The 20,664-nt window shown below is 34.7% G+C and carries 19 protein-coding genes; 7 read left to right on the plus strand and 12 right to left on the minus strand.

Annotated elements, in window-relative coordinates:
- Positions 1–138: 138 nt before the first annotated feature.
- A complete protein-coding gene (locus BUC11_RS04980) occupies positions 139–1,173 on the plus strand; it encodes a DUF3078 domain-containing protein (protein ID WP_073352516.1) in 1,035 nt (344 codons plus the stop codon).
- A gap of 44 nt (positions 1,174–1,217) precedes the next feature.
- On the opposite strand, the gene BUC11_RS04985 is transcribed toward BUC11_RS04980, so the two are convergent.
- The 7 genes from BUC11_RS04985 to BUC11_RS05015 all read right to left on the minus strand — a co-directional run bounded on the left by BUC11_RS04985 (position 1,218) and on the right by BUC11_RS05015 (position 12,226).
- Positions 1,218–3,878, minus strand: coding sequence for a T9SS-dependent M36 family metallopeptidase (locus tag BUC11_RS04985; protein WP_073352517.1), 2,661 nt, complete (start codon positions 3,876–3,878; stop codon positions 1,218–1,220).
- A 91-nt stretch (positions 3,879–3,969) separates the two neighbouring features.
- On the minus strand, positions 3,970–5,313 hold the full coding sequence (gene dgt, locus BUC11_RS04990; protein ID WP_073352520.1) for a dGTP triphosphohydrolase: 1,344 nt from the start codon (positions 5,311–5,313) through the stop codon (positions 3,970–3,972).
- A 121-nt stretch (positions 5,314–5,434) separates the two neighbouring features.
- Positions 5,435–5,902: an RDD family protein gene (locus BUC11_RS04995; protein WP_073352522.1), complete on the minus strand. Its 468-nt coding sequence runs from the start codon at positions 5,900–5,902 to the stop codon at positions 5,435–5,437.
- Positions 5,903–6,831: 929 nt separating this feature from the next.
- Positions 6,832–9,246 carry a ribonucleoside-diphosphate reductase subunit alpha gene (locus tag BUC11_RS05000; protein ID WP_073352523.1) on the minus strand — a complete coding sequence of 805 codons (2,415 nt, stop codon included), beginning with the start codon at positions 9,244–9,246 and terminating at the stop codon, positions 6,832–6,834.
- Between the two features lie 274 nt (positions 9,247–9,520).
- Entirely contained in the window at positions 9,521–10,498 is a 978-nt protein-coding gene (locus BUC11_RS05005; protein ID WP_066080813.1) for a ribonucleotide-diphosphate reductase subunit beta, read from the minus strand.
- A gap of 263 nt (positions 10,499–10,761) precedes the next feature.
- Positions 10,762–11,328 (minus strand): DUF3109 family protein, encoded by a 567-nt coding sequence (locus BUC11_RS05010; protein WP_066080690.1) that lies wholly within the window; start codon positions 11,326–11,328, stop codon positions 10,762–10,764.
- 85 nt (positions 11,329–11,413) lie between these two features.
- Positions 11,414–12,226, minus strand: a complete 813-nt coding sequence (locus BUC11_RS05015) for a hypothetical protein (protein WP_073352525.1) — start codon at positions 12,224–12,226, stop codon at positions 11,414–11,416.
- Between the two features lie 189 nt (positions 12,227–12,415).
- On the opposite strand from BUC11_RS05015, the gene BUC11_RS05020 reads away from it, so the two are divergent.
- The 3 genes from BUC11_RS05020 to BUC11_RS05030 all read left to right on the plus strand — a co-directional run bounded on the left by BUC11_RS05020 (position 12,416) and on the right by BUC11_RS05030 (position 13,926).
- Complete coding sequence (locus BUC11_RS05020; RefSeq protein WP_231379743.1) at positions 12,416–12,991, plus strand: MarC family protein; 576 nt, start codon at positions 12,416–12,418, stop codon at positions 12,989–12,991.
- A gap of 123 nt (positions 12,992–13,114) precedes the next feature.
- Positions 13,115–13,315, plus strand: coding sequence for a hypothetical protein (locus tag BUC11_RS05025; protein WP_073352527.1), 201 nt, complete (start codon positions 13,115–13,117; stop codon positions 13,313–13,315).
- A 5-nt stretch (positions 13,316–13,320) separates the two neighbouring features.
- Positions 13,321–13,926, plus strand: coding sequence for an FAD-dependent oxidoreductase (locus tag BUC11_RS05030; protein WP_073352528.1), 606 nt, complete (start codon positions 13,321–13,323; stop codon positions 13,924–13,926).
- Positions 13,927–13,931: 5 nt separating this feature from the next.
- Here BUC11_RS05030 and BUC11_RS05035 read toward each other — a convergent pair whose 3' ends face one another.
- The 4 genes from BUC11_RS05035 to BUC11_RS05050 all read right to left on the minus strand — a co-directional run bounded on the left by BUC11_RS05035 (position 13,932) and on the right by BUC11_RS05050 (position 16,799).
- Positions 13,932–14,114 (minus strand): hypothetical protein, encoded by a 183-nt coding sequence (locus tag BUC11_RS05035; RefSeq protein WP_073352532.1) that lies wholly within the window; start codon positions 14,112–14,114, stop codon positions 13,932–13,934.
- 18 nt (positions 14,115–14,132) lie between these two features.
- Entirely contained in the window at positions 14,133–15,707 is a 1,575-nt protein-coding gene (locus BUC11_RS05040) for a S41 family peptidase (protein ID WP_073352534.1), read from the minus strand.
- Between the two features lie 64 nt (positions 15,708–15,771).
- Positions 15,772–16,203 carry a deoxycytidylate deaminase gene (locus BUC11_RS05045; protein ID WP_073352536.1) on the minus strand — a complete coding sequence of 144 codons (432 nt, stop codon included), beginning with the start codon at positions 16,201–16,203 and terminating at the stop codon, positions 15,772–15,774.
- A gap of 2 nt (positions 16,204–16,205) precedes the next feature.
- Positions 16,206–16,799, minus strand: a complete 594-nt coding sequence (locus BUC11_RS05050) for a HupE/UreJ family protein (RefSeq protein WP_073352537.1) — start codon at positions 16,797–16,799, stop codon at positions 16,206–16,208.
- A 179-nt stretch (positions 16,800–16,978) separates the two neighbouring features.
- On the opposite strand from BUC11_RS05050, the gene BUC11_RS05055 reads away from it, so the two are divergent.
- Positions 16,979–17,410: a TerB family tellurite resistance protein gene (locus BUC11_RS05055; protein WP_073352539.1), complete on the plus strand. Its 432-nt coding sequence runs from the start codon at positions 16,979–16,981 to the stop codon at positions 17,408–17,410.
- A 48-nt stretch (positions 17,411–17,458) separates the two neighbouring features.
- Here BUC11_RS05055 and fbp read toward each other — a convergent pair whose 3' ends face one another.
- A complete protein-coding gene (gene fbp / locus BUC11_RS05060; protein WP_073352540.1) occupies positions 17,459–18,478 on the minus strand; it encodes a class 1 fructose-bisphosphatase in 1,020 nt (339 codons plus the stop codon).
- A gap of 250 nt (positions 18,479–18,728) precedes the next feature.
- On the opposite strand from fbp, the gene BUC11_RS05065 reads away from it, so the two are divergent.
- Both BUC11_RS05065 and BUC11_RS05070 read left to right on the plus strand, forming a co-directional pair.
- Positions 18,729–19,238 (plus strand): GNAT family N-acetyltransferase, encoded by a 510-nt coding sequence (locus tag BUC11_RS05065; protein WP_073352543.1) that lies wholly within the window; start codon positions 18,729–18,731, stop codon positions 19,236–19,238.
- Positions 19,239–19,298: 60 nt separating this feature from the next.
- On the plus strand, positions 19,299–20,555 hold the full coding sequence (locus BUC11_RS05070; RefSeq protein WP_073352545.1) for an aspartate kinase: 1,257 nt from the start codon (positions 19,299–19,301) through the stop codon (positions 20,553–20,555).
- Positions 20,556–20,664: the final 109 nt, after the last annotated feature.

Below are 20,664 nucleotides of genomic sequence, written 5' to 3' on the forward strand. Positions count from 1 at the left end.
TTATTTTGCCCTCTTAAACAAAATCGGTGATGAATTCAAAATAGCCAGTATATAGTGAGCCTGTTTTCATTGCATATCGGTATTGTAGAAGAAAATTATTGACTAAAAAACACCTATAATCCGTATAACGCCCCCGAAATGAAATTGTTAACCTACACGCTACTATTCCTTACCTGCTCCATCTCTTTTAATTGTTTATCTCAAGAAGTAACAAAAACATTTTTATACGATACGATTAGACCTGCCATTACAGTATTGGGCGCAAAAAAATCGCTAACTGTACCACTCAAAATACAAACTAAAACGCATTACCTTCCCTTAACCTATTGGAGTAAAAAAAACAGTTTAGGGTTTGATATTTCTGAAGTCGCCTTTATCAATTGGAGTGCAGGAGGAACTAGTTCGATTTCAGGATTATTTAAAGGTAAATTCCACAGAGTTTATAACCGAAGTAATTACAATTGGTCAAACGAACTAATTTTTAAATATGGGTTGAATAAACAAGACGGAATAGACTTACGAAAAACAGAAGATGCGATTCAGTTTAACTCTACTTTTGGCTATCGAAAAGACACGCTATCTAATTGGTTCCATTCGGCTAAATTTAATTTCAATACGCAATTCACTAATGGTTATGCCTATCCAAATACGGAAAAAGCCATCTCAAAACCTTTTGCTCCGGCATACATTTTTATGGGAATAGGTGCTGAAAACATAGATAAGGAAAAGAGAAGAACATTTTATATCTCGCCATTTACCTTTAAAACCACCCTAGTTTTAGATCAAAGACTTGCTGATCAAGGAGCCTTTGGCGTTCCTAAAGCCACTTATGATTTAGATGGAAATCTACTTACAGAAGGGGAAAAATCAAAAATTGAACTTGGTTTTTTAATTACTAATAAATACAAAAAAGAGATTTTCAAAAATATCATTTTAGAAAATCGGTTGAGTTTATATTCTGATTATGTAAATCGTTTTGGAAACATTGATATTGATTGTGATTTGCAAGTAGAGCTCGTGGTAAATCAATATGTGAAAGCTAATATTGGAGCACATGTAATTTACGACGACGACATCAAATCAAAAAGAGAAATCGCAGGAATACAAGTAACTGAGGGACCAAAAACACAAATAAGACAAGCTATTGGGGTTGGAATAGAATATATATTTTAAATAAAAAAGTCCTGAAAAAACTTTCGGGACTCTTTAAAATAAAATTACTTTATGATGATTTTCTCTGTGTAGCTCAATCCTTCTCCTTTAATGTCCATTATATAAATACCTGGAGTGAGTTGGTTTAAATTAAACATTTTTTCGTTGTTAAAATCTTCTTTAGTGATAGAATAAACTTCTCTTCCTAAAATGTCAACTACTTTCATATCGACCGTACCACTATAGTTGTTAATTCGCACTGTAATATTTCCGTTAGATGGATTTGGAAAAACACTCATGACATTAGGATTATCAACATCAACAACAGCTAACGAACAGTTTGGTCCAGCAGATGGTCTCGTAAAATCTTCAATTTGATCATTACCCACATCCGTACTACCCGCTGCTGCATTTGCACCTAAACCTCTAGCTGCAAAAACTTCCCAAATCATACAATAATCTTTTCCTCCTGTTATGGCTTGATCAGCTGCTAAAATTGCATTTCTGGCATCTACAAAGGTTGGACTACAAGGCTGTAATTTAATACCATCTAAAACAATTCGCATCAGTTTGTTATTTCCTCCTGTACCACTATATTTATTATTGTCATACCCATATTTATTGATGTAAGCCCATGTTAAATCCCATAGCATAGTGGCCCAAACAGATCCTACTCCGTGAACAGAAGTTTCCTCAACACCATTAGCGTCGAATGATTGAAAATTATTAGTAAAGGCGTAAGTCATCGGATTATTAGCTCTATCTGTTGAGTACACATAATTTCTAATTCCCAATCCATCCGGAGATTGAGAAGAAACAAACGTACCGATTCCTCTTTTTGCACCACCAAAATCTCCCGGTTTCAACTGCATCATTAATGCAAACCAATCAGACCAACCTTCGCCCATTTGGTCCTTATTATTCAAACAACTAGAATTATTACTTCCACCAGCCAAACGAATCGAGATTCCATGTCCGTACTCATGCGCAATTATACCATTATCAAAATCTCCATCTGCATTAACAAATGGTGTAGATTGTGTTTGTATTTTTACATTTACAGGGGCTGTCGTCATTTGGTTAATTATATCTTCCCCAATAGTGTTATTAACGCTAATTGCGGGTATCGTAATTCCTGCATCGGCACCTGACATCGATATATTTCCCTCCTCATTATTCACTACAATAACAGCAATCGCTCCAGCATTTTGCGCTGATTTTACTTTGACCACAAAATTGCAGCTTCCTCTTCTAAGTATAACAATTTTACCATTTAAAGCCGCTCTATTGGAAGGCGTTACGCATGCTTGTGAGGTGCCACCAGAACTGTCTAAATATAAAACCAAATCAGATTGTAAAAATTGAGGTGCGATAGGCAAATCAATACGTCCTGGACTGAAAGAGTTTTGAGTTGCCACATAATTTCCTGCCAAACTTGATGGTGAATTAATAATTAAAGGCCTAATTTCAGGACCTCTATTCCATAAAAACATTTGCATTCTACCTCTATTACCATCTACAGGAGAAGAAAAATTTGCATTGTTCAAACTAGGAGGTGCCGCTGCCGAACCATCTTGAGCTTCGGCATTTACATAATCTCCCGCCTTTCCACCACGATCATAATTGTTTTCTTGAAAATTACCACTAGCTTCATCAAAACCATACTGATACCAGACATCATGCATTACATTATTCATGTAAAAAAGATTGGTATTAGCTGCATTAATATATGTGGATGCGGCTATATTTGTTCCTCCATAAGGAAAATCAAACATTAAGTCTACACCTCCATCTGGGCTCGCTCCATCATCAATATTAGCTGCTTTAAAATCATCTTTAGCCCACACATTATTACCTCGGGTTATCGTATAATCCGGACCAACTTGACCGTTAATGTCATGCCAGCCATAAGGAGATGCCTTAGCATCTGAAGGATTCGAAATTAATTGGAAAGGACCATGGTTTGGACTTTCGAAATTAAATGGAATAACACGATAAGCACCTCCCGGCACAAAAGAAGATGGCCCAGTATAAATTTGTTTAGGAGTTGCCCCTAAATTTTCAATTTGCGATTTTTTTGTCACCGAAAAGGCTTGCTCTTGATGGAAACTGCACGAAACAACTAAATCGTTTTTTTCTATCATTTTACCATTTAACGCATCGATTCTAACACTCCACAAATGATCATGAATTGGAGTGTGAATGGTAAAATCCCATGCCAAGACCAATTTATTGTCTTTTGCTTGGTGATACACTAAAGTACCAATTACCGGTTCCTCAGTCCCAGTACCATTACTTATCCTAAACTTATGTGACCCTACTTTATCTAAAACGGAAAAAGTAGTATTGGTTGTTATGCCTAAATGAAAATAGGCTTTCACTAGAGCATCCGTTGCAAGTAAAGTTGGATTTGTTGCGTTTACTTTCTGGGAGACATTATCAACTATTCTTTTTTGAACATCAATTACTTTTGTATTTTTTAAAGAAAAGTTAGAAACTGCCCTAAAAATTTCAATTCCTTGGTAACGCTGAATAACATAACAGTTTTGGATTCCAGAAGTCGTAGTTCCACCTTCACTCTGAATTACCCAGTCGTTAAAATCACGATTTGAAATAATGCTTTTCGCACTCGGAGTAGTTAGATATTGCTGAATAATTTCTCTATTCGATTGCGATAAAGCAAAAAATGGTATTAAAAAAAGTAAAAAAAGTATATTTTTTTTCATAAAAAATTATTAATTAGTCAATAAATAAATCTAAAAAACAAATCTAATTTTTTATATCTACATTAACAAATTAATAATGAGCACACAATTGTTAATTTTTTACAGCCGTTATAGTTTTATAAAACAACAACGCATTACCATCCGTAAGCAAGGAAATAAAGTGGCAGATATGAAGTAATCGACCATATAAATTTTCTTTCTCAAGGTGATGTTTCTCTGGTAATAATTTTAAAATTAATGCATCATAATTAGACGCATTTCCATTAAATTTATTGTTGTAAGCGGTAATAAATTTATCCAATAAGGTTTGAATAATCTGATATCCCACAATTTCTTTTTCGATTACTTCGCGGCTTTGATAGATATTATCGACACTAATCTTGATTATATCGTCCATCTGCGCCTTGTACTTACTTTTATCCATTACTGCAAAAGGGAATTTTCCATCTAAAATCAGCGTTTCATTTTCAACAAATACTTTGACAGCGTCATTTATTAAACTTCCTATTGCTAAAGCGCGCAGATAACTAATTCTATCCTCTTTGGTTTCTAATGTTTTATATTTAGAGGTATCGATACTATCCTTTACCAATTTTATTAAATATTCCAGTGCAAAATCTTCGGAAACTAATCCAAGATTTATACCATCTTCAAAATCAATAATGGTATAGCAAATATCATCTGCCGCTTCAACTAAATAAGCCAAAGGATGCCTTTCAAAACCAATATCGTTTCCTGATTTATTTGGAATCAAACCCATATCAGCAGCTACTTCTTGAAAAAAAGATTTGTCGGTTTGAAAGAACCCATATTTTTTATCAGCAATATTTTTAGTTGGTTTCTTGGGTAAACTTTCTTTCGGATATTTCATAAAAGCACCTAAGGTCGCGTAGGAGATTCGAAGTCCCCCTTCTATTCCTGGACGACTGGCCGTAAGCACTGAAAAACCATTGGCATTTCCTTCAAAATCTATTAAATCCTGACATTCCTTATTGGAAAGCTGGTCTTTGTATTGTTGTCCTTTCCCTATGGAGAAGTATTCACCAATCGCTTTTTCACCCGAATGACCAAAAGGCGGATTCCCGATATCGTGCGCCAGTGAGGCTGCTGCTACGATAGCCCCAAAATCATTCATGTGAAAACCGTGAACTTCTTTCAGATGGGGATATTTTTCGATGATTTTCTTGCCTACTAATCGTCCCAAAGAACGACCGACAACCGAAACTTCTAAACTGTGTGTCAATCTAGTATGCACAAAATCTGTTTTCGATAAAGGAATAACCTGCGTTTTATCTTGTAAACTCCTAAAAGCCGCCGAGAATATGATACGATCATAATCGACTTCAAAGCCCAAACGGGTGTCGTCTTGTTCGATACGCAATCTCTTTCCTTTGTCTCCTTGTCGTCTTAATGATAAAAGTTGTTCCCAGTTCATCTTTGATAGTTGTAATTTCTGAATTTTTAATGAGCGAATATAAAGAAAAAGTAACGAGTTGAAATAAAAAAAGCAGCCAAAAATGACCGCTTTCTAAATCGAAATATTGAAATGAAAAGGATTACAATTTCATTTTTGATATAAATTCATGCTTATTTACAACATAAGTAACTGATAAGGTATCATGCCATCCTCTTGAATTCCCAGACAAAAATGAAAAAGCTTCAATAGGAATCATGCGAACTAATGTTCGTATAACAATACTTTTTACTTTTGGCTTGCTGCCATTGTGCTTTATCACTACTGTTTTAGTAAAATATTTACCAAAAGTTCTTGAAAAATAGAGCTCCATAATCGTGTAATAAAAAAATAGCACCACTAGTCCAAAAATTACATTTTCAACAATAGTTAATGAGGTGATCCATTCTGATAATTTAAAATTGCCTGTTAGTTCACCGATAATATTTATGGCTGCTCCAATACCAACTGTGAACATATAAACAATAAATAAGTCAATTATAAGGTTAAGGAATCTTTGTCCTTTAGAAGCTAATAAATCATCTGTAATAGTAAATTCTTTAGTTTCCATTTTTAGTATTTTTAGTTTAGAAAATATCAGTTTTAATTGTACTGCTTACTCAAATATAGTGAATTTTTAATGCTTTACCGTGGTGAATAGCTGCTATTTGTAAAGAGCCAAAAGTGAAAATTTGATTGCTTTTAAAAATAATAGTAGCACTAATGCACTTTGGAGTCACTTCTCGAATGATTACTTTTCCGATAGTCTCGTTTTATGTAACATATCGAAATTAATCTGAGTTTTCCCAAAATCCATACTAGCTATGCTATTTTCAACCAATTAATTTTAAAAAGAGCCTTCATAGTAGTCCCGCTTGCTTTTACATCACGATCAATGTTTTTCTGCTGCATTCATCCAATGACTATCAGCCATAAAAACTAGGTTGAATTCGATGCAAAATGCAAATTAAAAATCCTTAACAACACTTGCTTGTTTAGAATTCACCACTAAATCATTGGTACAAGTAGCATAAAATAATCGAAAGATATTCGCACTCCATTTATTTGTATAATCAATTACTCTCATAATCATGTCCTTTGCTACTACAAATATATCCTTTACGGAGCCTTTTATATTTACACTATTTTAAGATTGATTTATGAAATTCTCACACGGGTAGTAGTTTTAAAGTACTTTTTTAGATAAAAAAGTTATTTTGAGTTTTGTATTGACCTGCGGGTTATGCTTATTTGTGGGCACAAGCGGGACACTTGCGCGAGCGGAGAATTAATATTTCAATAGATAATAATACTACTTATAAACGTAATTCCCTAGCCCTGATAGCAGTGGAAATCCTTTTACTTTTTTTCTTAAAAAATTAAAAGATTGCAACGGATAGCAGGAAACAGCTCCTTAAAAAAAAGCCATTCTCCTCATAAAAAAGGAAAACGGCTGTTTTTTAATAGTATAAAATCGCTTCGTTCTGGATTGGTATCAATTTAAGACCCACACATTTCGCATTCGTCTGGATCGGCATTTTTAGACAATTCAATCATGGCCTTGTATTCATCAGAAGTCATTTCTACTGCTTCTGCTACTGCAGGAACAGCGATTGATTGCTCTTTAATTTCAATTGGTTCTGCTTTTTTATCGTTATTCAATGTAAATTTAATTGCATCTACCGCAGCTTTTGTTCTCAAATAATACATTCCTGTTTTCAATCCGGATTGCCAAGCGTAAAAATGCATGGAGGTCAATTTAGAATAATTGGCGTTCTGCATAAATAAGTTCAGTGATTGTGATTGATCAACAAAATATCCCCTTTGACGTGACATATCGATAATGTCTTTCATAGACATTTCCCAAACGGTTTTGTACAATTCTTTCAAGTCTTGCGGAATATTTAAGTCCTGAACCGAACCGTTGTTTCGCATTAATTCTTGTTTTAAGGTTTCGTTCCACAAACCACGTTCTACTAAATCGTGTAACAAGTGTTTGTTTACTACAATGAATTCGCCCGAAAGTACTCTTCTCGTATAGATATTAGAAGTATACGGTTCAAATGCTTCATTGTTACCCAAAATTTGAGATGTTGAAGCGGTTGGCATTGGCGCTACTAATAATGAGTTTCTCACGCCATGTTCCATTACTTCTTTTCGCAAAGAAGCCCAATCCCAACGACCTGATAATTCCTCATCTTTCAATCCCCATAAATTGTATTGAAATTCTCCTTGTGATATAGGCGAACCTTTAAAAGAGGAATAAGGACCTTCTTCTTTGGCCATTTCCATCGATGCCGTTACAGCTGCAAAGTACATCGTTTCAAAAATTTCTTGGTTCAGTTTCTTCGCTTCATCACTGGTAAATGGCAAACGCAACATAATAAAAGCATCGGCTAATCCTTGTACTCCTAGCCCAATTGGTCGGTGGCGCTTATTAGAATTTTCTCCTTCAATTACCGGATAATAATTCCTGTCAATTACCTTATTCAAATTTCTCGTTACGCGTTTGGTAACGGTATAAAACAAATCGTGATTGAATTTTTTATCTTCCACAAACATCGGCAAGGATAGTGAAGCCAGGTTACAAACCGCAATTTCATCCTTCGATGTAAATTCCATAATCTCCGTACACAAATTCGATGAACGAATGGTTCCCAGATTTTTCTGATTTGATTTTCTGTTTGCTGCATCTTTGTACAACATGTAAGGTGTTCCAGTTTCAATTTGCGATTCTAGAATTTTTTCCCACAATTCATGCGCTTTAATGGTTTTTCTACCTTTACCGCGTTTCTCGTAATCAACATACATTGCTTCAAATTCTTCACCATAAACATCATACAATCCAGGACATTCATTAGGACACATTAAGGTCCAATAACTGTCTTCCTGTACTCTTTTCATGAATAAATCCGAAGTCCACATCGCAAAGAATAAATCTCTGGCGCGCATCTCTTCTTTTCCTGTATTCTTTTTTAAGTCTAGGAATTCAAAAATATCAGCATGCCACGTTTCGATGTAAATCGCAAAACTTCCTTTGCGTTTTCCACCACCTTGATCCACATATCGTGCTGTATCGTTGAACACTCTCAACATAGGAACAATTCCGTTTGAAGTTCCGTTGGTACCACGAATGTAACTTCCTGTTGCACGAACATTGTGAATAGAAAGCCCAATTCCACCTGCAGATTGCGAAATTTTTGCGGTTTGTTTCAACGTATCGTAAATCCCATCAATACTATCGTCCTGCATCGCCAAGAGGAAACAAGAAGACATTTGCGGTTTTGGCGTACCTGCGTTAAACAATGTTGGAGTAGCGTGTGTAAAGAATTTTTTCGACATCAAGTCGTACGTTTCAATCACTGACTTCAGATCGTCTAAGTGAATTCCAACTGAAACACGCATCAACATGTGTTGTGGACGCTCCACAATTTTACCGTTTATTTTTAGCAAATACGAACGCTCTAGTGTTTTAAAACCAAAATAATCGTAGTTGAAATCTCTATTGTATATTACATGGGAATCTAAAAACTCCGCATTTTCCATAATCACTTTATGCACTTCATCAGAAAGCAACGGAGCATATTGTCCGTTTCTTGGATTTACATAGTTGAACATATCAGTCATCGTTTCCGAGAATGATTTTTTAGTATTGGAATGCAAATTCGAAATCGCAATTCTCGCTGCCAATTGTGCATAATCCGGATGCGCAATCGTCATGGATGCCGCGGTTTCGGCTGCTAAATTATCTAATTCTGACGTAGAAACTCCATCATAAAGCCCTTCAATTACGCGCATTGCTACTTTCACAGCATCTACTAAATCATTCAAACCATAGCATAGCTTTTTAATTCTATCCGTGATTTTGTCAAACATTACAGGCTCTTTGTGACCGTCTCTTTTTATTACGTACATACTTTTATTTGTTTTTAAAAACAGAAAATCCCTTCGCTGTTCTTCGTTATTTGTTATTTGTTATTCATTACGAGGAACAAAGCAATCTCATTTATTGCATTGTTTACTCATTTTTTAGTGTTGATTTGAGGAAAAAGTTCAATTTCTTTTTTAGGAGCTAGTCCCGCTGTCATTCCAATCTTTTTATTTTATAGTCCTGCTACGCTGGGACTAAAAAATAAAAAGGATTTTCCCTTCCATCGGGGCTAAAAAAAATTTACTACAGATAAACTAATTAAAAATCAGCGTCAAAAGTTATTTTTTGAGCCTCGATATCTGTATTCATCACCCCCGCTTTTTGATATTCAGCTACTTTCTTTTCAAAGAAGTTTGTTTTCCCTTGAAGCGAAATCATATCCATAAAATCAAAAGGGTTTGTAGTATTGTATTCTCTGTCGCAACCCAATTCCACTAATAATCTATCCGCTACAAACTCTAAATACTGTGTCATTAATACCGCGTTCATCCCAATCAAACTCACTGGAAGTGATTCTGTAATAAATTCTCTTTCGATATTCAAAGCATCTACAATAATACTTCTAATCCTTTCTTTCGGTACTTTATTCACCAAGTGATGGTTGTGTAAATGCACGGCAAAATCACAGTGAACGCCTTCATCACGCGAAATCAATTCGTTCGAAAATGTCAATCCTGGCATTAATCCCCGTTTTTTCAACCAATAAATAGAACAAAATGCCCCTGAAAAGAAAATTCCTTCTACCGCAGCAAATGCAATCAATCTTTCGGCAAACGAATCCGATTCAATCCATTTCAAAGCCCAATCCGCTTTTTTCTTAATCGCCGGAAAAACTTCTAAGGCATTGAACAATTCATCTTTCTCTGCTTCATCTTTTACATAAGTGTCAATTAATAGAGAATACGTTTCGCTATGAATGTTTTCCATCATGATTTGAAAACCATAAAAGAATTTTGCTTCGGCATACTGTACTTCGTTTACGAAATTCTCCGCTAAATTTTCATTTACGATTCCATCAGATGCAGCAAAAAACGCAAGAATGTGCTTCACAAAATAACGCTCTTCATCAGAAAGCTTGTTATTCCAATCATTTAAATCCTGAGACAAATCTATTTCTTCAGCAGTCCAAAAACTGGCTTCCATCTTCTTATACCATTCCCATATATCATGATGTTTAATTGGAAAAATTACGAAACGGTTTTTATTTTCTTGTAAAATTGGTTCAACTTGCGTCATAATATGATAGTTTATTTTTTGAAATTTTAACGAAATTTTAATCATTTCGTGAGTTACAAAGATTGTGAAATATTGCCAAAATTAAAAGCCAAACTTATTCACAATCCTGTTTAGTTTTTAACAAATAGAAAAAGCAGGATAGTTTTCATACAAATTTTAAAACACTCAAAATGAGCGATTTAAAAAATTAAAACACCTAGGAAGTACCGTAAAATATAGGATTTTTAAAATGCAATACTAAAGAAAAAGAGTTTTTTTGAAAATTATTTTTTCATGTCTGCAGCTACCTTTTCAAGCTCAGCATACCAGTCTTCACCAAACCTTCTAACTAAGGCTTCTTTGACAAATTTATATACTGGTACTTCGAGTTCTTGACCTAAAGAACACGCTGGATCACAAATATCCCATTTGTCATAGTTAACGGCAGCAAACTCGGTAAAATCTTTTACACGAATGGGATACAAATGACAAGAAACTGGTTTTTTCCAATCAATAATACCTTGATTGTACGCTTGCTCAATACCACACAATGCGGTTTTACCATCAAAAATCACATAGGCGCAATCTTTGTTATCAATTAAAGGCGTCTCAAGCTCTCCGTCGGTGCCTTTTACCCAAGTGCCCTGCGCTTCAATAGCAGCAATTCCTTGTTTGCGTAGAAACGGTTTAATCTTTGGATATATAGATTCGAGGATTTGAGTTTCCTCCAGACTTAAAGGCGCTCCGGCGTCGCCGTCTACACAGCAAGCACCTTTACAAGCGGTTAAATTGCAAACAAAATCTTTTTCGAGTAAGTCTTCTGAGACGATGGTTTTTCCTAGTTGAAACATTTGACAAAGGTATTCAAAGAAATCCAAACAAGCACTTCAGCAAATCATAAATTCGCAAACAAAACCAGACAAATTACAAACCAAATTACAGGAATGTATAATCCGATTTAACAAATGAACTGGCTTTTTTATCTAAACTAATGCAGGTCATCGTGGTAATTTGACCTTGATTTTTTAAATCTTTCATGCTCGTAGTCATCATTAAAGGTTTATCTCCTGGTTTAAAATAACCTTTCAAAACAGCTGGATTTTTTTGCTTTTGCTGGGCGCTAAACAAATCCGAAAAACTCACTTCGGCTTCATTGGTATAGTAAAAAACCATGGTGAAATCTTTACTCGTAGCTTGAATTCCCTTACAATTATAACCCCTAATTATTTTATTGGAAAGTGTTTTATATGAAAATGCTTCGTTTTCCTTTTCATTCTCTTTCTCTATCTTGCCAGAATAATCAGGTATTTTTCTTGCGATAGCAACCTTTTTACTTTCTTGCTTAAAAGTGGTAATGATCAACTTGTTTTTATTATCAATAAGCATAAACATTTCTTGAGAATCTCTCATTTTAAAACCAAAATATTCCGCATTAGGTTCCAAAAAATAATCTACAATCATCGCTTTTTCACTTCCACTTTGAATTTCTAAGGAATACTGCCAACTGAACGCATAGGAATTTGGAACTAATGCGGCATCCACTTTATTTTTACCATAAGCCATCACCATGGCGTCAGCATTCAAAATGGTGTCTAAGGATTTTTCAGCTTCTTCTTGTACTTTATCCGCTGCTTTCTGTGCAAGTTTGTCTTCTACTTTTCTTTGCAATTTTTTTAAAATTTGGGCTTCTACTCCATCGCAAAAAAGCACTAAAAATACGATACTACAAACCCCAACTATCTTTTTCATAATACTCCTTTTTAAAATAAACACAAATTTACAAATTGATTTTAAGATAGTTACGTTTTTTATTAAAAAATAGGACATGAAAAAGCAGGCTTTTTTTACAGCAAAAATACCCCTTCCATAAATTAAAATTTTACCTAGCCTCTAACCAAACAAAATTCAATACTTTTGCATTTAAGAGAAATAGAAATTATGGAATTAGATATTAGAGAAATAATCACAGTAGGAATGGTGCTTTTTGCAGTAATTGACATCGTGGGATCGATCCCAATTATTGTTGATTTAAGGGCAAAACACGGCCATATTGAATCTGAAAAAGCCGCTATTGTTGCTGCGGTCATCATGATTGTTTTTCTTTTTGCCGGAGAGGAGCTTTTAAAATTAATTGGAATTGATGTGAACTCTTTTGCAGTGGCAGGTTCTTTTGTGTTGTTTTTTCTGGCGTTAGAAATGATTTTAGGAATACGGATTTATCGTGATGAAGAAGCAAGCTCAGCCTCCATTGTGCCTTTGGCATTTCCACTGATTGCAGGAGCTGGAACCATGACTACTTTACTTTCCTTGCGTTCTCAATTTTACACAATTAATATTGTGATAGCCATAATCTTGAATATTATTTTGGTTTACATTGTTTTAAAATCATCCTCAAAAATCGAAAAAATGCTAGGAGAGAATGGACTTGGAGTCATAAGAAAGACTTTTGGTGTAGTACTTCTGGCTATTGCTGTTAAATTATTCGCTGCGAATGTTAAAGGTTTGTTTGTCTAAAATATATTTTCCTAAATTTACCCCATAATGTTACACTTTAAAAACAATTAGATTTTAGGGAGTTTTATTTCAGTATAAAAACCCAACAATCTGTTTCTTTAAAAACAAAAACGATACCGTATTATGAAAATTTTCACTAACATCTTGGTGTTTTTAGCAGTTGCTCTAATCCTATTTAATGTTACTTTGCTGGATTTTAGAAATCCATTCCAAGGAGAGAGTGCAGTTGCTTTTATTGGAATCGCAGCTTCTTTTTGCGCTGTAATGATTTTGTTAATCTTTAGAATATCCAAAAGAATCGAAGAAAAAACCAATGAAAAGTAATCATTGTGTTTGATGTTTTAATTATTGGAGGCGGGGTTTCAGGCATGTCATGCGCTCTGGTTTTGGGTTCCGCAAAAAACAAACCTTTTGTAGCTACTAAAAAAATTGGTGTTTTTACCCATCAAAAAACAGCTTCTCTTCAAGAAGCTTTATTCAATAACGCATACGGAATTCCTGCTGGAACACTAGGATCTGATTTGCTGAAAACAAGCACTAAACAGCTGTCTGAATCCTATCCACACGTGATACAAATTCCTAATGAAAAAGTCCTTGCAATTGATGGCGAATTCCCGGAATTTACCATTACCACAAATAAAACTAGTTATAAAACTAGAATCATCGTAATTGGAGTTGGTGCCGCAAATACTTTTTCCATACAAGGTTTGTTGCAGTATGTTGAACCGCACCAAAAATCTCTTCCAGAAAAACAAAGAATACAGTTGAAAAATAAAGATCACAAAGTCGCTGAAGGGATTTATGTAACTGGAACTTTAGCAGGCTGGAGAAGCCAATTGTCTATCGCAGCAGGCAGTGGAGCAGCGGTTGCAACAGACATTCTTACGTTGTGGAACAACGGTGTGCAAACGCATGTTCACGATAGTATTCGATAGAAAAATTAATCGTTCAGTTCTAAACTATTTATTATCTCAACAATAGTATCTTGATCCAGTTCAACTTTCTTTAAAATAGCTTTAATTCCTTCAACATCTTTCTTTTTTACACAAGTGTCAAAATCATTAGAAAGTCCTCCGACGTACAAGCGTTCATTTACAGTCATTCCAAAATAGATCCTTTTCATCAGTAGAACTATTCTATTTTATTTCTGCTTTAAAATTCTTTTTACCATGGCGTCTTCTGTCAAAACAATTTCATAATAATAGCTTTCACCATATAATTGTCGGGCAAACTCAGCCGTTAAATAGCGTTTAACCAACGATTTGCTTTTTCCAAAATTCAAATCTAATCCATTGCCAAAAATAAACTTCTGAAACGCGTTGAAATATACATTAGTACCCTTCATTTGAGTTTGAAACTGATCAAAAGATAAGCCTTTAAAAGCACCTCTATTTTTATCCAATTGCTCGAATACAAAATTACCCACGATTCCAGATTGCAGTAAATAGGCCGTACTTTCATTTCCATGTTCTACTTCAAGAGGAACAAAAACATCGGGTACAATACCGCCTCCGCCATATACTAATTTACCTTTTTTTGTCCTAAATTTTATTGTATCTGAGACTTTTATACTGTCTTTTTCAAATAATTCTCCATTTTCAAAACGCGCTTCTGATTCTTTAAAATAAGCTTCATTTCCCTTAGAATATGGTTTTTGAATCGAGCGACCTGTGGGTGTGTAATATCTTGCAATGGTCAAGCGGACTGCGGAACCATCCGCAAAATTCATTTCTCGCTGCACCAATCCTTTTCCAAATGAACGGCGTCCTACAATAGTTCCCCTGTCATTATCCTGAATCGCACCCGCTAGAATTTCACTAGCTGATGCACTATTTTCGTTGATTAAAATAAAGACATTCCCTTTCTCAAAATTCCCTTTCGCAGTTGCGAATGTTTTGTCAATAGTCCCATTTTTGCTTTTGGTAAAAACAATGAGTTGTTGGTTTAGTAATAGTTCATCAGCGATTGCTATAGCTTCTTCCATATAGCCTCCACCATTATCCCTAACATCAATAACTAATGTTTTCGCCCCCTGTGCTTTGAGTTTTCCTAAACCTATCATAAACTCGCTGTAGGTGGTTTCGGCAAATCTATTGATCTTTATATATCCTGTAGTTTTATTTAAAAGTAAAGCAACATCGACACTCTTTATAGGAATAACATCTCTTTTAATTCTTACTTTCAATTTTTTACGCTCTGATTTTCTGTAAATAGTAAGCTCAATATCAGAACCTACTGATCCTTTCAATTTAGCATACAAGCTGTCTGTAGGCAATTTTCGACCAAATAATTTAGTTTTATCCGCATACAAAATTCGATCTCCAGATTGTATTCCTGCTTTTGCCGAAGGTCCGTCAGCTACTGGTTTTATTACTGCAACAGAATCTTTATACATGTAAAAATTCACGCCAATACCCACAAAATTACCTTTCATACTCTCTGCCACTTCCAGCTGTTCACTAGGTGGTATGTAAACGGAATGCGGATCAAGTTTTGCCAGAATATTATCGACCGTTAGATTTACAATAGAATCTGTATTGACATCATCAACATATTCGTTATCAATGAAATCAATGAGTTTATTGAGCTTACTTTTTGAATTGTTTTTGACTAGGTAATCCGCTGTATTAGGAAAATTCAATAATCCACCCAATACAATGCCCAAGGCAAATGTGGAGAAAATAAGAATGGGTAAATATTTAGCGCTAAATTTCATTTGAAGATCCAATTAATTTGTAATGAAAGACAGCGAGGTCTTTCTTCTAGAACTTACTTGCTACTTATTCTTCTAATACTGGAATGTGCTCTACCTCAACTCCCGCTTTTATCAAGAACTGAATTCCAGAATCATCCCGATATCCGTTATGATAGACTACTCTTTTAATTCCGGACTGGTGAATCAATTTACTACATTCCTTGCAAGGTGAAAGTGTAATATATAAGGTAGCTCCTTCACAGGATTGTGTAGAGCGGGCTACTTTTAAAATTGCATTTGCCTCGGCATGTAAAACATCCCAGCGCGTTAATCCTTCGTGATCCTCACAACAATTTTCAAAACCTGTGGGCGTTCCGTTATAACCATCAGAAATAATCATACGATCACGCACAATAATTGCGCCAACTTGTTTGCGTTTACAATAAGAAAGAAGACTCCATTCCTTAGCTATTCTAAGGTAGGCTTTATCGTATTTATTTAATTTTTTTTCGTTCATTTCTATCTCTTCCAGATTTCACTTTCCACAATCATTGGTATCACTATTCCTATTATAAATGCTGACATGACAAGAGTCCAATCGCGTTTCGAGAATCGAAAAACGGTTTGAACGATATACGACAGTATTAAAACGACAAAAACGACTACAATCTGAGCCGCCTCAATCCCTAAAGCAAATTCGCCTAAAGGCAACACTTTAGAGGTCGCGCTCCCTCCTAGAATTGATTTGAAGTAATTTGAAAACCCCAAACCATGAATTATCCCAAAGAAAAGCGTGATAAAAAACACTAGATTGATACTTTCTTTTTTATTGGTTTTTCCTGCCGTAAAAAGATTAAATAGCGCTGTTATTAAAATTGTTATTGGAATTAACAACTCGACAACGTTTACTTTTATAGCAATTATGCCAAAAACGGAGAGCAGCAACGCCATTGTATGACCAACAGTAAAAAGGGTTACCAAAAGAACCACGCGTTTCCAATCCTTGAAAGAGAATGGAACTGCAAGCGCTATTAAAAATAAAACATGATCATAAGCATGAATATCTAAAACGTGTTTTAATCCTATTTGAAAGTAAATCCAAAATTCTGACATCAGTAAAATATTAGGTTGATAAAGGGGTTGTAAACTTACGATTAATTTTGAAAATGTATCCTTTGAATATTTAAATAAATAGAATTCTGAAGAGAACTTAGCAAAAGAAAAAAATTAAAAAAATTAAAATCAATAATTTAAAAATAGATTTATCTTTGTAGGATATAAAACCAATAATTATGTCATTTTCAGATTTATTTGATAGCGAATTTAAGCAAAGAAATAGAGGCCATTTTTCATCAATTGTCCGTGTAGCACTTACTGACGAGAAGTTTTCTCCAGAGGAAAAAGCATTTTTAGACAAACTGGCAGTTCGATTAGAAATTTCTCCAGCAGAATATGAGGAAATCCTTGAAAATCCTTTAAAATATCCAATCAACCCTCCCTATTTGTACGAGCAAAGAATAGAGCGTTTGTATGATTTAGCACGAATTGTTCATGTTGATCATCATTTAGGTGACAAACAGGAGTTACTCCTTAGAAAAATTGGTGTAGGTATAGGATTTAATGCTGACAACATACAGTACATTGTAGATAAAGCTCTTAAATTAGTAGATAAAGAAGTAGATTTAGATACTTTTATTTTTGAAATGCAAAGCATGAATAAATAGTAAAAGTGATAAAAAAAAGCTTCCGCCATGGCGGAAGCTTTTTGCTTTTTAGTATTTGCTTAGTTTTGCTTTATGCATAAATTCTTCCGCTTTTTCTACCATATTATAGCTTCCACAGAAAAAAGGTACCCGTTGATGCAGTTCTGTTGGTTCAATTTCCATTATTCTATCAAATCCATCTGATGCTTTCCCACCTGCTTGCTCCACGATAAAGGCTAACGGATTACATTCATACAAAAGTCTTAATTTCCCCTTTGGTGCTTTAGAACTTGTTGGATATAAATAAATCCCTCCTTTGATCATATTTCGATGAAAATCAGAAACTAAACTACCAATGTATCGAGAAGTATAAGGTCTGTCCCCTTCTTCAAGTTGACAATATTTGATATAATCTTTAACTCCTTGTGGAAAATGAACATAATTCCCCTCGTTGATTGAATAAATATGTCCGTCTGTTGGGAAATGCATTTTTGGATGCGACAAATAAAAGGTTCCAATAGCTGGATTCAGCGTAAATCCATTGACTCCATGTCCTGTGGTGTAAACTAACATCGTTGAAGTCCCGTAAATCACATATCCTGCAGCTACTTGATTGATTCCCGGTTGTAAAAAATCTTCCATTGTCACCGGAGTACCTATTGGAGTGATTCTCCTATACACTGAAAATATTGTTCCGACAGAAACATTTACATCAATGTTAGATGACCCATCAAGTGGATCCATTAACACGACGTATTTGTTATTATGACTGTTATCACTTCCTTCTACAGTGATAAAATCATCATTTTCTTCAGAAGCAATGCCACATACTATTTCCCGGTTGATTAACGTTTGGATAAAAACTTCGTTAGCGTAAACATCGAGTTTTTGCTGATCTTCGCCTTGAATATTTTGTTCTCCAGCCGCTCCAACAATATCTACCAGACCCGCTTTATTTACTTTGTAGTTGACCACTTTGGCAGCCAAACGGATGGAGTTAATGATTCGGGATAATTCGCCTGACGAATACTGAAAAGCATTTTGATTTTCAATTATAAATTCTCCTAGTGTTTTGTTGCGTTCTTCCATTACGAAATCGATGTAGTTAATTTGAAGTCACAAATATCGTTTTTTTTGTGAAAATGATTTGAATAATATGAACTTAGTTTATCACTATTGTATATTTGCTGAATAAAACATAAATTTAATATGTATCAGTGTAGTTTTATTGCATTTTCGAATCAATAAAATAAAATATTATGAAATCAACCTTTATAAAGTTGACCACGAACCATGCTGAAAACTGTGAATTTCTTAACATTACAAATACATACCACACATGAATATTAGAAAAGGTACTCCCAATGATATGGCGGCGGTTTTGGGTCTGATCCAAGAATTAGCTGTATTTGAAAAAGAACCAGATGCCGTTCTTGTAACTGTGGACGATTTAATTCGCGATGGTTTTGGCCCAGTTCCACTCTTTCATGTTTTTGTAGCAGAAATCGAAAATGACTCGAGCGCTAATCCAGAAGCAAAGCAAATAGTAGGTATTGCATTGTATTACTACCGCTTTTCAACTTGGAAAGGAAAAACAATACACTTAGAAGATTTAGTAGTTAAAGAGACAATGCGCGGCACCGGATTAGGCTATGCTCTATATTCTGAAATCATAAAACAAGGCAAGAAGGATCAGGTGCGGCGAGTAGAATGGAACGTGTTAGACTGGAATACTCCTGCAATTGAATTTTATGAGAAATCTGGAGCTAAGGTTCTTCGGGATTGGTACGTGGTACAAATGGATGAAGCAGGAATCAACAATTTTGTTGAAAATAAAATAAGAAAATAAATTTCTAAGCCTACTTGAAAGTTAGGTTTTAGAGTTCAAAATAATGGAATTTTTATTAGTATGAGAGTATTCAAATTTGGTGGCGCTTCCGTAAAAGATGCCGAAGGAATTAAAAACGTATATGGCGTTCTTCAAAAAGTAGGTTATGAAGATGTCCTGCTCGTGGTTTCTGCTATGGGAAAAACGACGAATGCATTGGAACTGGTAATTAAAAATTATTTCGATAAATCGGCTGAGTTAAATTCATCGGTTCAGGAAGTAAAAAAATACCACAATCAAATTTTGTTGGATTTATTTGAAGACGATAAAAATCAAGTTTTTACAGCAGTAAACACCCAATTTGCTGATTTGGAATATTTCTTGGCCCATAATAAATCTCCAAATTATAATTTTGTTTACGACCAAATTGTTAGTTATGGCGAGTTAATTTCGACGACTATCCTAAGCCACTTTATGAATTTCATGGGCATTAAAACGCAATGGCTGGATGTTCGTAATTTTATAAAAACGGATGCCAATTACAGAGATGCCGAAGTAGATTGGGAATTAACACAAAAGAATATTGCCAAAAACGTAAAACGTAAAATACTGAATATTACACAAGGTTTCTTGGGTTCAGACGAGAATAATTTTACAACTACTTTAGGTCGGGAAGGATCTGATTATACTGCGGCAATTTTTGCCTATTGCTTGAATGCGGAAAGCGTAACCATCTGGAAAGATGTTCCTGGAGTAATGAATGCCGATCCAAGATATTTTGAAAATACAAGCCTATTAAATCAAATTTCGTATCGCGAAGCCATTGAATTAGCGTTTTATGGCGCAACTGTTATTCACCCAAAAACGTTACAGCCGTTACAAAAAAAAGAAATTCCTTTGTTTGTAAAGTCCTTTATAAATCCTTTATTAAAAGGAACTAGTGTATCTAAAGGCGTTGATTTAGAACCTTATTTGCCTTGTTTTATTGTCAAAAGGAACCAACTTTTGATTTCGCTATCTTCTATAGATTTCTCTTTTATCATGGAAGAAAACATCAGCGAAATTTTTGCTTTGTTTCACCAATTTAAACTAAAGGTAAACTTAATCCAGAATTCAGCTATTAGTTTCTCTGTCTGTGTTGAGGATAAATTCGACAATTTCAAAACACTAAATGCCATTTTATCTAAAAAATTCAAAGTAGAATACAATGAAAATGTGACGTTATACACGATTAGGCATTTCAATGATTCAGCAGCACAAACAGTAGAAAAAGACAAAGTGGTTTTGCTGAAGCAAGTCAGTCGGGAAACCATGCAAGTCGTGACCAAAGAGGTTTAAACACGCGGTACCACTTTTAATAACGGGCATCAAAATAAAATTTTGATGTCCGTTATTTTTTTAAGTCCAAAAAAAGACCCGAAAAAGGGATTTTATGACTTCATTAAAA

Source organism: Flavobacterium xanthum, assembly GCF_900142695.1.
GTDB classification, from domain to species: domain Bacteria; phylum Bacteroidota; class Bacteroidia; order Flavobacteriales; family Flavobacteriaceae; genus Flavobacterium; species Flavobacterium xanthum.

Bases quoted from the DNA above. Each gene is read 5' to 3' on its own strand.
- BUC11_RS04995 (WP_073352522.1), bottom strand. From the start codon at position 5,902: ATGGAAACTAAAGAATTTACTATTACAGATGATTTATTAGCTTCTAAA.
- fbp (WP_073352540.1), bottom strand. From the start codon at position 18,478: ATGGAAGAACGCAACAAAACACTAGGAGAATTTATAATTGAAAATCAA.
- BUC11_RS05040 (WP_073352534.1), bottom strand. From the start codon at position 15,707: ATGAAATTTAGCGCTAAATATTTACCCATTCTTATTTTCTCCACATTT.
- BUC11_RS05055 (WP_073352539.1), top strand. From the start codon at position 16,979: ATGTCATTTTCAGATTTATTTGATAGCGAATTTAAGCAAAGAAATAGA.
- BUC11_RS04985 (WP_073352517.1), bottom strand. From the start codon at position 3,878: ATGAAAAAAAATATACTTTTTTTACTTTTTTTAATACCATTTTTTGCT.
- BUC11_RS05065 (WP_073352543.1), top strand. From the start codon at position 18,729: ATGAATATTAGAAAAGGTACTCCCAATGATATGGCGGCGGTTTTGGGT.
- BUC11_RS05070 (WP_073352545.1), top strand. From the start codon at position 19,299: ATGAGAGTATTCAAATTTGGTGGCGCTTCCGTAAAAGATGCCGAAGGA.
- BUC11_RS05045 (WP_073352536.1), bottom strand. From the start codon at position 16,203: ATGAACGAAAAAAAATTAAATAAATACGATAAAGCCTACCTTAGAATA.
- BUC11_RS05025 (WP_073352527.1), top strand. From the start codon at position 13,115: ATGAAAATTTTCACTAACATCTTGGTGTTTTTAGCAGTTGCTCTAATC.
- BUC11_RS05020 (WP_231379743.1), top strand. From the start codon at position 12,416: ATGGAATTAGATATTAGAGAAATAATCACAGTAGGAATGGTGCTTTTT.
- BUC11_RS05015 (WP_073352525.1), bottom strand. From the start codon at position 12,226: ATGAAAAAGATAGTTGGGGTTTGTAGTATCGTATTTTTAGTGCTTTTT.
- BUC11_RS05000 (WP_073352523.1), bottom strand. From the start codon at position 9,246: ATGTACGTAATAAAAAGAGACGGTCACAAAGAGCCTGTAATGTTTGAC.
- BUC11_RS05005 (WP_066080813.1), bottom strand. From the start codon at position 10,498: ATGACGCAAGTTGAACCAATTTTACAAGAAAATAAAAACCGTTTCGTA.
- BUC11_RS05035 (WP_073352532.1), bottom strand. From the start codon at position 14,114: ATGAAAAGGATCTATTTTGGAATGACTGTAAATGAACGCTTGTACGTC.
- BUC11_RS04980 (WP_073352516.1), top strand. From the start codon at position 139: ATGAAATTGTTAACCTACACGCTACTATTCCTTACCTGCTCCATCTCT.
- BUC11_RS05050 (WP_073352537.1), bottom strand. From the start codon at position 16,799: ATGTCAGAATTTTGGATTTACTTTCAAATAGGATTAAAACACGTTTTA.
- dgt (WP_073352520.1), bottom strand. From the start codon at position 5,313: ATGAACTGGGAACAACTTTTATCATTAAGACGACAAGGAGACAAAGGA.
- BUC11_RS05010 (WP_066080690.1), bottom strand. From the start codon at position 11,328: ATGTTTCAACTAGGAAAAACCATCGTCTCAGAAGACTTACTCGAAAAA.